This window comes from Nocardiopsis exhalans, assembly GCF_024134545.1.
GTDB lineage: Bacteria > Actinomycetota > Actinomycetes > Streptosporangiales > Streptosporangiaceae > Nocardiopsis > Nocardiopsis exhalans.
In genome coordinates this window covers 1,398,985-1,412,466 of the sequence record NZ_CP099837.1, presented here as the reverse complement: position 1 = coordinate 1,412,466, position 13,482 = coordinate 1,398,985, and the positions used below count along the sequence as shown (strand labels likewise).

Below are 13,482 nucleotides of genomic sequence, written 5' to 3'. Positions count from 1 at the left end.
TGACCGAGCCGAACTCAGCCGGGCAGGGGTTCCGCGTCGGGGAAGCGGAGGCGGACCAGGGTGCCGCCGTCGGCCGGGGCCTCGACAGTGAGCGCGGCGCCGTGTGCGTCGGCGACCTGGCGAACGATGGCCAGGCCCAGCCCCGAACCCGGGGTGCCGCGGGCGGCGGAGGACCGGTAGAAGCGGTCGAAGACGTGCGGGAGGTCCTCGGCGGCGATCCCGGGCCCGTGGTCGCGCACGGTCAGCTCACCACCGACCAGGCTGACCTGGACCGTTCCGTCCGCCGGGCTGAACTTGGCGGCGTTGTCCACGAGGTTGGCCACGGCACGGGTCAGCCGCTCCGGATCGCCCTGGACGACGGTGGCCTCCGCGTGCAGGTCGAATCCGGTCTCCGGTCGGTCGCGGCGCACGGAAACCACGCAGTGCTCCACCACCTCGTCCAGGCGCACCGCCTCGTCGCGGTGCTCCCCGCGGTCGCCGCGGGCGAGTTCGATCAGATCGTTGACCAGCCTGGTCATCGCCACCGTCTGGGACCGCAGGGTGGCCACCACGCGGGCGCGGCGCTCGGGGTCGAGGTCGCGGCCGAGCAGGTCGGTGTTGGCGCGCAGCCCGGTCAGTGGGGTGCGGAGTTCGTGTGAGGCGTCGGCGACCAGCTGGCGCTGCGCGGCGGAGGACTCCTCCAGCTCGGCGAGCATGGTGTTGAAGGCGGCGGCCAGGCGGGAGAGCTCGTCATGGCCGGAGACCTCGATGCGGTGGCCGGGGTCGCGGGTGGCCGCCACGGTCTCGGCGGTCCGGGTCAGCCGTTCCACAGGGCGCAGCACGGTGCGGGCGCTCAGGTAGCCGAGGAATCCGGCGAGGAGCACGCCGAGCCCACCGGCGGCGGCGATGCGCCGGCCGACCCGGGTGACGGAGGCCTGGACGGTGTCGGCGCGCGCGGACACCTGCACGGCGCGGCCCTCACCGAGGGGCGCTGTGTAGCCGCGGACCGGCAGGTCGCCGATGGCGGCGTCGGAGAAGTAGGGGGCGGCCTCGCCCGCCGCGACGTCGAAGGCCACGGCGGAGACCGGCGGGGTGAGCTCGCCCGGAGGCGGGTCGACGATCTGGCCGGGGCCGATGATCTGCACGCAGCTGGGCGCGGTGACGTACACGCACTCCCCCGACCCGACCCAGTCCGCGCGGTCGATCTGCCGGGACACGCGGTTGGCCTCCCGGAGCAGGCTCAGATCCAGTTCCGTGTAGAGCTGGTGGCGGACGATCCCGTAGGACACGGCGGCGCCGACCACCGACAACGTGGCCACCACCAGGGCGGTCACCACCGCCAGGCGGACTCTCAGGCTCAGGTGGGCGCGGGGTTCTGGTTGGGGCTGCCGCGGTTCTGACTGCTGTGGTTCACGCACCGGGGCTCTCCCCGCGTTCCTCCAGCACGTAGCCCACGCCGCGCACGGTGTGCACCAGTCGGGCCTCTCCCCCGGCCTCCAGCTTGCGCCGCAGGTAGCCGATGTAGACGTCCAGGGAGTTGGAACCCGGCCCGAAGTCGTAGCCCCACACGTGGTCGACGAGCACGGCGCGGGGGACGACCCGGCCCGCGTTGCGCACGAGCGCTTCGAGCAGTGCGGACTCGGTGCGGGTGAGTTCGAGGGGGCGCTCACCCAGCCGGGCGCGGCCGCCCTCGGTCTCGACGGTGAGCGGGCCGTGGCCGAGGGTTCCGCCGTCGTCGGGGTAGGCGCGGCGCAGCAGGGCACGCAGCCGGGCCAGGAGCTCGTCGAGGTCGAAGGGTTTGACCAGGTAGTCGTCGGCGCCCGCGTCCAGCCCGGAGACCCGGTCGCCGACGGAGTCCCGCGCGGTGAGGACCAGCACGGGGGTGCGGTCGCCGCGTTCGCGGAGCCTGCGGCACAGGGTGAGGCCGTCCACGAACGGCATCATGACGTCCAGCACGATCACGTCCGGCGGCCAGCGGCGCACCGCCTCCAGCCCGGTACCGCCGTCGGTGGCGGCCATCACCTGATAACCCTCGATCTCCAGGGCTTCGGTGACCGCCTCGCGCACGGCGGGTTCGTCCTCGACGACCAGTACTCGTCTCACGGTCCCCGAACCTAATCGAGAAACGTGTGTGTGAGCCGGTGACCGGCCGTTTTCTCAGGCAACTCTCAGGTTGGCCGTCTTGAGTCGCTGTCATGACCGAAAGAGAACTGAGTGAACAGACCCGACCGCGGGCCCTGCCGCGGGTCCTGGCCGTCCTCGCGGTCGGCTCGCTGCTGGCGGCGGTGGCGACCGTGGCTTGGGCGCTCGGGGTACTGCCCGGCGGGTCGAGGGGGACCACCGTCCTGGTGATGGGCAGCGACTCCCGGGAGGGTGACAACGCCGCCCACGCGCCCGGGGACGACGACTCCGAGCGCGCCGACAGCATCGTGCTGGTTCACCTGGCCGAGGACGGCGGGGCGACCGTGGTCAGCCTGCCCCGGGACACGGTGGTGGAGCGCCCGGAGTGCGAGGGGACCGACGGTGGGAGCGTCCACGGGTCGGACGAGGAGCCGTTGAACCAGGCGTTCGCCATCGGCGGCGCGGAGTGCGCGGTCGCCGCCGTGGAGCGGACCACGGGGGTGCCGGTGGACCACCACGCGGTGTTGGACTTCGTGGCGATGTCCGAGCTCAGCACGCTCGTGGGCGGGGTGGAGGTCACCGTGCCGGAGGGGATCGAACCGGGGTTCGCCAACGGCCTGGAGCCGGGGCGGCAGGTGCTGGCGGGCGACGACGCGGTCGCGTTCCTGCGGCTGCGCCACGTGGGCGAGGACCAGAGCGACCTGCGGCGGATCGAGCGGCAGCAGGAGTTCCTGCGCGGGCTGGTGGCGGCGGCCGGTCAGGGCGGGCTGCTGTCCGACCCGGCGCGGGCGGTGGAACTGGCGTCGGAGTTCACCGAGCGGATCGAGACGGACCCGGGGCTGGCCAACCCGATGACGCTGGGTCGGCTGCTGAACGAGCACCGGGGGATTGCGGGGGCCGACGTGGAGATCCTGACCGCGCCGGTGGTGGATTCGGAGGTCAACCCGCTGGCCTGGGTGGAGTTCTCACCGGACGCGAAGAGGCTGTGGCGACGGCTGGGGGCCTGAGGCGGACAGGTACGAGGGGTCGGGTGCGGGGGCTCGGGTCAGTGCTCGAAGATGTTGACGTCCGAGTGCATCACCCGCAGTTCCTCGGGGGCATCGCCGCCCGCGTAGAGGAGCTGGTGGCGGTTGGCCGGCATGAGGGTTTCGGTGAAGCGCAGGGGGCGCTGGCCCTCGTAGGTGACCCGCTCCTGGACGAGCAGGGGGATACCGGGGGCCAGCCCGAAGGCGTCGGCCTCGTCCTGGGAGGGCATGCGCGCACCCACGATGTCCCAGTTCCACTCCTCGTGCAGGCCGAGTTCCCTGAGTACCTCGCCGATCCCGCCCTCGATGTACTCGGGGGACATGAGCGCCGTGTTGCTGGCGATGTTGAACGGGAAGTAGGTGACGTGGGACTGCCACAGGCTGCCGTCGACGAAGTGCTCCGAAGCGCGGATCACGACGAGGCCGCCGTGCGGGCCCTGCTCCTCGGACTCGTTGAGCAGCCGTTTGGCGATCTTGGGCCGCATGGTGTCCAGGCTGACCTTGATCTTCTCGTCGATGTTGCTGTACCCGGCGTCACGCAGCCGGGAGTGGTAGTCCGAGTCCAGCCGCCCGGGGTCGTCCCGGCTGGTCGGGGTGGCCCGGTGGATGATCGGCTGGTGGTCGGCGACGTAGGCGCCCCGGCCGACGTGGATGGCGATGCGACCCTCGTCCTGGAGGATCCGCATGCCCAGGCGCGCGGTGGCACGTGAGACGTCGAGTTCGTCGGCGAGCTCCTCCTCGCCCGGAAGCCGCTCACCCGGCTGGTAGACGCCCTTGGCCAGGGCCTCCCGCAGGTAGTCGGCGACCACGGTCTTCTTCGTCGTGCTCATTCGCTGTTTCAGTCCCGGTGGTAGGCCCGCAGGTTGCCGTGCTCGAACTGGTAGCGGATGCTGTGCCCCGCATGGACAGTGTGCACCAGACGGATGGGCCGGTCCTCGGCGTAGTCCGTGCGGTGAACGTTCAGCACCGGGACGCCCGGCGGGAGTTCGAGCTGGGACATCTCCTGAGGGGTGGGCATGCGGGTCTCGAGCTCGTCCACGTAACCGACCTGGCGGTGGCCGTGCTCCATGAGCACCACCAGGGCGCTCTCCACGTCCTCGGGGACCATGAGCGGGGTGCCCTGGACCAGGTCCACCGGGTAGTAGGCGGAGCTGACCGATCCCGAGCGCTCCCCGGAGAAGCGGTGCATGCGCCGGACCACCGTCATGTCGCCCTCGGGGACCCGCAGGCGGCTGGCGATGTCGGGGGTGGCGCTGAGGAGCTGGAGCTCCTCCAGGGTCAGGCCGCTCATGTTGGACTCGTTGAGCCCGTCGGGGCCGCCCTTGGTACGGGTGGCGTAGAAGGTCTCCGGGACCACGTCCTGAACGAAGTGCCCGCGGCCGGGCTTGCTGACGATGAGTCCCTGATTGCGCAGCATGCCCAGGGCGAGGCGGATGGTGTTGCGGGAGGCCTCGAACCGCTCCTCCAGCTGCTTCTCCGAGGGAAGCTGGCCGCCCAGGGGAAGGCTTCGCTCCTGGATCTCCCGTCGCAGCGCTCGGGCGATCTGTCGGTATCTACTTTCTGCCCGCATAAGTCCGCCCTCTAGGGGGTACAAGACCAACAACTTAACTTGTACCAACAAGCTGAGTGGTACACCAGCAAAACAGGTCCAACCGGTTCTGTTGAACCCATCCTAGATGAAGGGCACCCTCAGTACAGGGCGGATCTACCATCTGGCCACCCGAAACGGAGCACATGAAGACGAACACGAGGACGCAGAGACCACCACAGGCACACCCACCCCATACCGACGGAAGAACCCGGTCCACATGAGACGCACTCCACCGCCCCCTCGGTTCTCAAGGGGGCCGACCAGGATCTGACCGGCCACCACCCCCAGAGGACAAGCCATGGAAATCGCCTTCGTCATCCTCATCTTCGTCGGCCTGCTGCTGATGGGCCTCGCGGCGGGGTTCCTCCTCGCCATCTCCATCGGCATCCGACGCCGGGACCGCCGGGGCAGCTACCGCTCCCTGCGCGAGGAGGGCGACGACAGCGCCCTCTCCCTTTCCAGCCGGGCCTTCCTCGGCCTGCACTTCCGTGACCAGCAGCGCGATCTCCCGGTCCAGAGCCGCACGCCCACCGCGGTCTGAACCGAACCCGTAGCGCTCGCGGAACCGACACCGTGCCCACCAGGCACACAGCACCTGCGGTGAACGCAGCGGAAACCAACACAGCAGGGATCAACGAGGCAACGGCCGCGACGGGCCCGGCAACGACGCCGGGGAACCCGCGCGGCGACGCCACGCGGCCCCCGGTCGCCGGTGAAAACCCCCCGTTTGAGAATTCAGACTTCGAGAGCCCCGTTCTGAGGGCTCGGAGAGCCCGGTTCTGAGGGCTCAGATTCGCAGGAATCAGCCTTCGAGGGCCTGCAACAGGTCCGCGACCAGGTCGTCACCGGACTCGATGCCCACGGAGATCCGCACCAGATCGGCCGGAACCTCCAGCGCGGACCCCGCGGTGGACGCGTGCGTCATCCGCCCGGGGTGCTCGATGAGGGACTCGACCCCGCCCAGGGACTCGCCCAGGGTGAAGACCTTGGTCCGCTCGCACACCTCCAGTGCCGCCTTCTCCCCGTCGCGCAGAGCGAAGGAGACCATTCCGCCGAAGGAACGCATCTGCCGCTCGGCGATCTTGTGCCCCGGGTGGGTGTCCAGCCCGGGGTAGTAGACGCGCCGCACAGCGGAGTGGCCCTCAAGGGCGGCCACGACGCGCTCGGCGTTCTCGCTGTGGCGGTCCATCCGCACACCCAGGGTCTTGACCCCGCGTAGCGTCAGCCAGGAGTCGAAGGGCCCCGGGATGGCACCCATGGTGTTCTGGTGGAAGGCCAGCTGCTCTCCCAACTCGGCGTCGGCCACGACCAGAGCGCCGCCGACGACGTCGGAATGCCCGCCGATGTACTTGGTCGTGGAGTGCACGACCACGTCGGCGCCCAGCGTGAGCGGCTGCTGCAGGTAGGGAGAGGCGAACGTGTTGTCGACGACCAACAGGGCGTCGCCGTCATGGGCGATCTGCGCGACCGTCTCGATGTCGGTGATCCCCAGCAGCGGGTTGGTGGGAGTCTCGGTCCACACCACCTTGGTGTTGGGGCGCATCGCGTCCCGGACCGCGTCGACGTCGGTCTGGTCGACCGCGTCCCAGCTGACGCCCCAGCGCTCGACCACCTTGGAGATCAGGCGGAACGTGCCCCCGTAGGCGTCGCCGGGGATGATGATGTGGTCACCCGGGGAGAGCACCGTGCGCAGCAGGGTGTCCTCGGCCGCCATCCCGGAGGCGAAGCCCAGGCCCCGTGCTCCGGACTCCAGCGCGGCCAGGCACTCCTCCAGCGCGGTGCGCGTGGGGTTCTTGGTGCGGGAGTACTCGTACCCCTGTCGCATCCCGCCCACGCCGTCCTGGGCGTAGGTACTCGTCTGGTAGATCGGCACAACCACGGCCCCGGTACCGGCGTCCGGCTCCTGCCCCGCGTGGATGGCCAGCGTTTCAAACCCGTCGAACTTCATGTGGCCACAATAGTGCCCGGAGTCCACTCGGAACCCGTTGCCAACAGGCATATCTCAGAATGTGGTCACCCCCTCCGCCACCCCGGCAGACAACGGGCCACGTGTCGCGGCCGGTCACGCCTGCCTGCGAACCACAACCGCGCCCCGCCAGGCCCCCGATCCCGGTTTCGGCCCCTGTTCCGAAGATGATCTTGCTACCAGGAGCGAAATCAGCGCCGAACTTGCTTCTGGTAGCAAGATCACCGGGGATGAGGGGGTTGCGGAGGACGACGGCACCTGACGGAGTGACCTCTGCTGTCAGTCGTGTCCGGGCGCAGGCTACGTCAGGGAGCTGGGCGCTCAGGCCGGGGGGAACCTTGTCGGCGAGCCCGGCTCCGGGGGCTCGGTGGGGGCCTCCGGGGGCAGGCCCGTGACCGGGGTGGGCACGCGGGTGGGCGTTCCCATCTCGCGCAGGGGCGGGTCCCAGCCGAGTTCGGGGTCGTGGGTGCGCACCACCTTGCCGGGGATGCCCGCGATGACCGCGTGGTCGGGGTACTTGCCCGGGCGGACGACGGTTCCGGCGGCGACGACGGAGTTCTTGCCGAGGTGCACGCCGGGGAGGATGACGCTGTTGGCGCCGAGCCAGCTGCCGGGGCCGATGCTGACCGGGTCGTCGACGGGCCACTGGAGGCCGACAGGGATGTCGGTGTTGGCGTAGGCGTGGTTCTGATCGGTGATGTAGACGTACGGCCCCGTGTAGACGTGGTCGCCGATGTCCACGGAGCGGTGCGCGACGATGTGTGACCCGCGGCCGATCGCGCAGCCGGATCCGATCCGGACGACGGTGCCCTCACCGAGGTCGTAGTCGGGTCCCATCCCGGCGGCCAGGGTCATGTCTCCGCCCAGGACGGTGTGCACACCGATCTCGATCCACGGCTCTCCGTAGAGCGTCGCGGTGGGGAAGGCGATCGCAGACCCGGCTCCGAAGCGCGCGAACTTGCGGGCGGCCTTGGAGTCGGCGCGGATCTCTCCGTGGCTTCGCGCATACGACCAGACGGAGCGGATGATCCAGTTCAGGAGCCGCGACACGGGTGCACCTACTTATTACCGGCCAGTAAATCCTGACGCGAACATTAGCAGTGTCCGAGTATGCGTCATGGTGTCCGGTGCACGAACACCGGGTCCCGAACGGCGCTCGGTTCGAGTGCCGCCCGGGACCGGGAAGGGGGTTGATCAGCCCGACAGGTGGGCCAGCAGGTCCTGCCTGGTGAGAATGCCCACCGGCTTGCCGTCGCGCAGCACGACGAGGGCGCCGGAGGTGCGCAGCAGGCGGACGCAGTCGCTCACCGGGGTACCGGTACCGACGGTGGAGAGCGGCTTACCCATGTGGGTCTCGACGAGGTCGTCCAGCTCGGCCCGGCCGTCGAAGAGGGCGTCGAGGAGGTCGCGCTCGGCGATGGAGCCGACGACCTCGGCCGCCATGACCGGCGGCTCCTCCTTCATGACGGGCAGCTGGGAGACGCCGTACTCGCGCATGATCGCCACGGCGGTACCGACGGTCTCGTCCGGGTGGCTGTGCACGAAGTCGGGCATCTCGCCCTCCTTGTCCCCCAGCACCTGGCCGGCGGTGGCCTCCTCGGTCTCCGCGGACAGGAAGCCGTAGTCGGCCATCCACTCGTCGTTGAAGATCTTGCCGAGGTAGCCGCGGCCGCCGTCGGGCAGCAGCACGACGATGACGTCGTCGGGGCCGGCGTCGGCGGCCACGCGCAGGGCGGCCTCGACCGCGAGGCCGCAGGAGCCGCCGACGAGGAGGCCCTCCTCCTTGGCCAGGCGGCGGGTCATCAGGAACGAGTCCTTGTCGCTGACCGCCACGATATCGTCGCAGATCGCCGTGTCGTAGGTGCCAGGCCAGATGTCCTCACCGACGCCCTCGACCAGGTACGGGCGCCCGCTGCCGCCCGAGTAGACCGAACCCTCGGGGTCCGCGCCCACGACCTGTACGGAGCCCTTGGAGGCCTCCTTGAGGTAGCGGCCGGTACCGCTGATGGTGCCGCCGGTGCCGATACCCGCCACGAAGTGGGTGATGCGGCCCTCGGTCTGGTCCCAGATCTCCGGACCCGTGGAGTGGTAGTGCGACTCCGGGTTGTTCTCGTTCTCGTACTGATTCGGCTTCCACGCCCCGGGGATCTCCGCGGCCAGGCGGTCGGAGACCGAGTAGTAGGACTCGGGGTGCTCGGGCGCGACCGTGGTCGGGCAGACCACGACCTCGGCACCGTAGGCGCGCAGCACCGAGAGCTTGTCCGGTCCGACCTTGTCCGGGCAGACGAAGACGCAGCGGTAGCCCTTCTCCTGCGCCACGAGCGCGAGGCCGATACCGGTGTTACCGGAGGTGGGCTCGACGATCGTGCCGCCGGGCTTGAGCGCCCCGCTCTTCTCCGCGGCCTCGACCATACGCAGCGCGATCCGGTCCTTGACCGAGCCGCCCGGGTTGAAGTACTCGACCTTCGCCAGGATCGTCGGGGCCAACCCCTCCGAGACCTTCCGAAGACGGACCAACGGGGTGTCCCCGACCAGGTCGATCAGTGAGTCGTGTACCCGCAACTTTGCTCCTTTGCATAGTGGCGACCGGGTCTTCGGCCCGCCGGTGTCGGTTCCCCGGTGCGCCCGAGGCAGGTGAGGACCGGTCCGGTCCCACACATTCTGACTCTAACCTCACCAACCAGCGTCTTCGCCGCTCCCGCAAGCGGTGTGGACCGGTCCGAACCGGCACTGGGGCCCCGACCGAAAGCGGTCGCCGCGCCGTGCGAGTTGGCTGTCCCCGAGGCGCCGATTGTGTGCCGTCGGGGTGCGTGACCGCGGGGTGGCCCGCCGGTAACGTCGATGGGGAGTCTTCCGACGCTTCGTGGGGTGAGGGGGCACCGATGCTGCGAGCCGCGCGAGCACGACGCATCGCCGCCGCCACCGCCTTCGGCGGCGGCGGGCTCACGCTCGTGGGCGGTGGCACCGTCGCCCTCCTGTATCTGCAGGCCAGACTGGCCAAGAACGCGATCGGCCACACGAAGTGGAAGCGGCCGCGGGCGAACGGCACCTTCGGGGAGGGCGAGGGGCCTCCGCTGCGCCTGCTGATGCTCGGTGACTCCACGGCTGCCGGGTTCGCGGTGGCCGAGTCCCGGCAGACCCCCGGAGCGCACCTGGCCGCGGGACTCGCCGCGGCAGCGGACCGCCCGGTGTGGCTGCGCTGCACGGCCACCCCCGGGGCCACGTCCTCGAATCTGGCGGCGCAGGTCCAGCACGGCGAAGCACACCTCCCGGACAAGCGCTACGACGTGGCGGTGATCTTCATCGGCGCCAACGACGTCATCCGCCGGGTCCGCCCCAACGACGCCGTGGCCGCGCTGCGGGAGGCCACCCGGGGGCTGGTCGAGCGGGGCACCCCCGTGGTCGTGGCCACCTGCCCCGACCTCGGCACCGTCCGTCCCATCGGCTGGCCGCTGCGCTCGGTGGCCCGGCGGGCCTCCCGGCAGCTCGCCGCCGCCCAGACCATCGCGGTGACGGAGGTGGGCGGGCGCACGGTCTCGTTGAGCGACGTCCTGGCCGAGGACTTTCGGTCAGATCCGGTTTCCATGTTCGGGCCCGACCGATTCCATCCGTCAGCGCGCGGGTACGCGCAGGCCGCGTTCGTCGTCCTGCCCTCCGTCTGCGCCGCCCTGGGACTGCTCCCGGAGATCGACGAGAGCGAGCGCACGGCCGGGATCCTGCCCGTGGACCGCGCCGCCGTGGTGGCCGCACAGACCCCCGGAACCGAGGTCTCGCGCGCCGCTGACCAGGCACCCTCCGGGCAGCACGGCAGCTGGGCCGCGTTCATCCGCGGCCCCTTCCGGCTGCGCGGCGCGCCCAGGCCCGCGACCGCGCCGAGCAGCGCCGAGACCATCGAAAGCGACGACGCGCCAAGGCCGACCCCGGGTGGCGCCGGGAACCGTCGGACAGGTTAACTAGCCAGTAACAAGTCTTGCCGTGCCCCGAACAAGGACGAAGAACATGCCCGAAGCAGTCATCGTCGCAACCGCGCGCTCCCCGATCGGCCGAGCCTTCAAGGGCTCCCTCAAGGACCTGCGCCCGGACGACCTGACCACCCAGATCGTCGGCGCCGCCCTGGCCAAGGTCCCCGAGCTCGACCCGAAGAGCATCGACGACCTCATGCTCGGCTGCGGCCTCCCCGGCGGCGACCAGGGCTTCAACATGGCCCGCATCGTCGCCGTGCAGCTCGGCCTGGACACCGTCCCGGGCACCACCGTCACCCGGTACTGCTCCTCCTCGCTGCAGACCACCCGGATGGCCTACCACGCCATCAAGGCGGGCGAGGGCGACGTGTTCGTCTCCGCCGGCGTGGAGACCGTCAGCCGCTTCATCAACGGCAGCAGCGACAACCCGCAGAACCAGAACCCGCTCTTCGCCGACGCCACGGCGCGCACCGAGAAGCGCAAGGAGGGCGGCCAGGGCGCCTGGACCGACCCGCGCGAGGCCGGGAACCTGCCCGACGCCTACATCGAGATGGGCCAGACCGCGGAGAACGTCGCCGAGATCACCGGCGTCTCCCGTCAGCGCCAGGACGAGTTCGCCGTGCGCTCGCAGAACCTCGCCGAGAAGTCGCTGGACAACGGCTTCTGGGAGCGCGAGATCACCCCGGTGACCCTGCCCGACGGCACCGTGGTCAGCACCGACGACGGCATCCGCCGCGGCACCACCTACGAGAAGGTCTCGCAGCTCAAGCCGGTGTTCCGCCCCGACGGCACCGTCACCGCGGGCAACGCCTGCCCGCTCAACGACGGCGCCTCCGCTCTGGTCATCATGAGCGACACCAAGGCCAAGCAGCTGGGCATCACCCCGCTGGCCCGCATCGTCTCCACCGGCGTGACCGGCCTGAGCCCGGAGATCATGGGCCTGGGCCCGGTCGAGGCCTCCAAGCAGGCCCTGGCCCGCGCCAACATGGCGATCGGCGACATCGACCTGGCCGAGATCAACGAGGCCTTCGCCGCCCAGGTGCTGCCCTCCGCCGACCAGCTGGGCATCGACGTCGACAGCCAGCTGAACGTCAACGGCGGCGGCATCGCCGTCGGCCACCCGTTCGGCAGCACCGGCGCGCGCATCACCGGCACGCTGATCAACGGCCTCCAGTTCCACGACAAGACCTTCGGTCTGGAGACCATGTGCGTCGGCGGCGGCCAGGGCATGGCGGCCATCTTCGAGCGTCTGAGCTGACCAGCGCCTGAGCTGACTTTCGGTCCGCCTGCATCCCAGGCCGCGAAGGGGCTTCGGACTCCGGTCCGGGGCCCCTTTTGTCATGTTCGAGGCACCTATGAACGTCCCGCGGGGAAACGTTCTCGCACCCGCAAGGTAAAAGCTGGCGGCCGGGGCTTGTCCAAACCGTGATCCTGATGCAGGGTCGCAGGTAAGTGCCACACGCCCAACGCACTGCGGAGGTGCCTATGTCGGTAACCCACTCGCCGGAGATCCACGCAAAGCTCATCGAACGCATCCCGGCCGTGACCGGCCGAGGACTCCACGAGTGGTTCGACTCGCTCGACAAGGGACCGGGCCTGCTGCGCCCCACGGACCGGTCGTACTGGCTCGCTGACGAGTTCGACCTCACCCACGGCTACGCCCAGGCCATCGTCACCGAATACGACCGTCGTCGCAGGAACCGCTCCATCCCGACACCGCGCCGAGAGACCGTCTGACCCGCCCTGACACCTCAGTGCCCGCACTCCGAGCACGGCGAAGGGGCCGCCCCCGGGAAGAACCCGGGCGACGGCCCCTCGTCACGTCCAGCTCAGGCGTCCAGCGTGTGTACGTCAGCGCGGACACACCTGAGCGGTACCGCTCGGTACTAGTCCGCGAACATCGTCTTGATCAGCCAGAGCAGACGCAGGATCTCGATGTACAGCCAGACCAGGGAGACGGTCAGACCGAAGGCGAACTGCCAGGCGAACTGGCTCGGGATGCCGGCGGCGACGCCCTCCTCGATACCGCGGAACTCGATGGCCAGCGTCAGGGCGGCCAGCACCACGAACACGATGCCGACGCCCAGGCCCAGCCAGGTCGGCTCGCGCAGACCCATGCCGCCGGCGATGAAGAAGCTGAGCACGAAGTTGATCAGCATCAGGGCGGCGGCGCCCAGGACGGCGTACGAGACGGCCTTCACGAAGCCGTCGGTCACCTTGATGATGCGGTACTTGTACAGCGCCAGCATCACACCGAAGACCGCGACCGTACCGATCACGGCCTGCGTGACCAGCGAGGTGCCCGCCGAGGCGTCACCCAGCTGCGCCGACAGCATGCTGCCGAGCAGAGCCGAGAGGCCACCGACCAGCAGACCCTGCAGGGCCGCGTAGATCAGGATGGCGACCGGGCTGGTCATCTGCTTGAACGCGATCACCAGGCCCAGGATGAGCCCGCCGATCATGCCGACGAACATGAGCCCCATGCCGAGGGCGGGGTTGCTCATGAAGAGGAAGTAGTTGATGGCACCGACGATCGCGACGGCGCCCAGGGTCATACCCGTGCGCACGACGACGTCGTCGATGGTCATGGGCTGGTCGGCCGCCGCCTGCTGCGGGTAACCCGGCTGGGGGTAACCCTGCTGCGGGTAACCCGGCTGGCCGTAACCCTGCTGCGGGTAGGGCTGTCCGTAACCCTGCTGCCCATAGCCCTGCTGAGGTCCGGACTGCTGCTGTAGCGCCCGCTTGAGGACGGGGTTGGAACTCCGCATCCGCATGTCTAGTAAAGGCCTTTCACGCGTGGTTTGCTGCCCACAAAGTAACGTACGGCCCCGTCCGCGG

General features: G+C 69.9%; 13 protein-coding genes. 5 read left to right on the top strand and 8 right to left on the bottom strand.

All coding sequences use genetic code 11. The features are described 5' to 3' along the window. Positions 1–14: 14 nt before the first annotated feature. On the bottom strand, positions 15–1,397 hold the full coding sequence (locus NE857_RS06390; protein WP_254420175.1) for a sensor histidine kinase: 1,383 nt from the start codon (positions 1,395–1,397) through the stop codon (positions 15–17). Beyond that, complete coding sequence (locus NE857_RS06385) at positions 1,390–2,082, bottom strand: response regulator transcription factor (RefSeq protein ID WP_254420174.1); 693 nt, start codon at positions 2,080–2,082, stop codon at positions 1,390–1,392. The genes NE857_RS06390 and NE857_RS06385 overlap by 8 nt, the downstream gene beginning before the upstream one ends. Before the next feature lie 92 nt (positions 2,083–2,174). On the opposite strand from NE857_RS06385, the gene NE857_RS06380 reads away from it, so the two are divergent. Next, the gene (locus tag NE857_RS06380) at positions 2,175–3,107 is read left to right on the top strand and encodes an LCP family protein (RefSeq protein ID WP_254420173.1); all 933 of its coding nucleotides are present in this window, start codon (positions 2,175–2,177) and stop codon (positions 3,105–3,107) included. A 38-nt stretch (positions 3,108–3,145) separates the two neighbouring features. Here the strand turns inward: NE857_RS06380 and NE857_RS06375 are convergent, their stop codons facing one another. Beyond that, the gene (locus NE857_RS06375; RefSeq protein WP_254420172.1) at positions 3,146–3,955 is read right to left on the bottom strand and encodes a GntR family transcriptional regulator; all 810 of its coding nucleotides are present in this window, start codon (positions 3,953–3,955) and stop codon (positions 3,146–3,148) included. Positions 3,956–3,963: 8 nt separating this feature from the next. Next, entirely contained in the window at positions 3,964–4,695 is a 732-nt protein-coding gene (locus NE857_RS06370) for a GntR family transcriptional regulator (protein WP_254420171.1), read from the bottom strand. A gap of 319 nt (positions 4,696–5,014) precedes the next feature. Here NE857_RS06370 and NE857_RS06365 point away from each other — a divergent pair, with 319 nt between their 5' ends. Next, the gene (locus tag NE857_RS06365; RefSeq protein WP_254420170.1) at positions 5,015–5,257 is read left to right on the top strand and encodes a hypothetical protein; all 243 of its coding nucleotides are present in this window, start codon (positions 5,015–5,017) and stop codon (positions 5,255–5,257) included. Positions 5,258–5,518: 261 nt separating this feature from the next. Here the strand turns inward: NE857_RS06365 and NE857_RS06360 are convergent, their stop codons facing one another. The 3 genes from NE857_RS06360 to NE857_RS06350 all read right to left on the bottom strand — a co-directional run bounded on the left by NE857_RS06360 (position 5,519) and on the right by NE857_RS06350 (position 9,244). Beyond that, the gene (locus NE857_RS06360) at positions 5,519–6,664 is read right to left on the bottom strand and encodes a cystathionine gamma-synthase (protein WP_254420169.1); all 1,146 of its coding nucleotides are present in this window, start codon (positions 6,662–6,664) and stop codon (positions 5,519–5,521) included. A gap of 339 nt (positions 6,665–7,003) precedes the next feature. Then, on the bottom strand, positions 7,004–7,732 hold the full coding sequence (locus tag NE857_RS06355) for an acyltransferase (RefSeq protein ID WP_254420168.1): 729 nt from the start codon (positions 7,730–7,732) through the stop codon (positions 7,004–7,006). Positions 7,733–7,876: 144 nt separating this feature from the next. Beyond that, the gene (locus tag NE857_RS06350) at positions 7,877–9,244 is read right to left on the bottom strand and encodes a cystathionine beta-synthase (protein ID WP_254420167.1); all 1,368 of its coding nucleotides are present in this window, start codon (positions 9,242–9,244) and stop codon (positions 7,877–7,879) included. A 320-nt stretch (positions 9,245–9,564) separates the two neighbouring features. Between NE857_RS06350 and NE857_RS06345 the strand changes: the two genes are divergently transcribed. From NE857_RS06345 to NE857_RS06335, 3 genes are all read left to right on the top strand, one after another. After that, positions 9,565–10,635 (top strand): SGNH/GDSL hydrolase family protein, encoded by a 1,071-nt coding sequence (locus NE857_RS06345; protein ID WP_254420166.1) that lies wholly within the window; start codon positions 9,565–9,567, stop codon positions 10,633–10,635. A gap of 46 nt (positions 10,636–10,681) precedes the next feature. Then, on the top strand, positions 10,682–11,902 hold the full coding sequence (locus NE857_RS06340) for an acetyl-CoA C-acetyltransferase (protein ID WP_017580558.1): 1,221 nt from the start codon (positions 10,682–10,684) through the stop codon (positions 11,900–11,902). A 227-nt stretch (positions 11,903–12,129) separates the two neighbouring features. Next, positions 12,130–12,381 (top strand): DUF4287 domain-containing protein, encoded by a 252-nt coding sequence (locus tag NE857_RS06335; RefSeq protein WP_184369604.1) that lies wholly within the window; start codon positions 12,130–12,132, stop codon positions 12,379–12,381. A 149-nt stretch (positions 12,382–12,530) separates the two neighbouring features. Here the strand turns inward: NE857_RS06335 and NE857_RS06330 are convergent, their stop codons facing one another. Beyond that, positions 12,531–13,418, bottom strand: a complete 888-nt coding sequence (locus NE857_RS06330; RefSeq protein ID WP_254420165.1) for a Bax inhibitor-1/YccA family protein — start codon at positions 13,416–13,418, stop codon at positions 12,531–12,533. Positions 13,419–13,482: the final 64 nt, after the last annotated feature.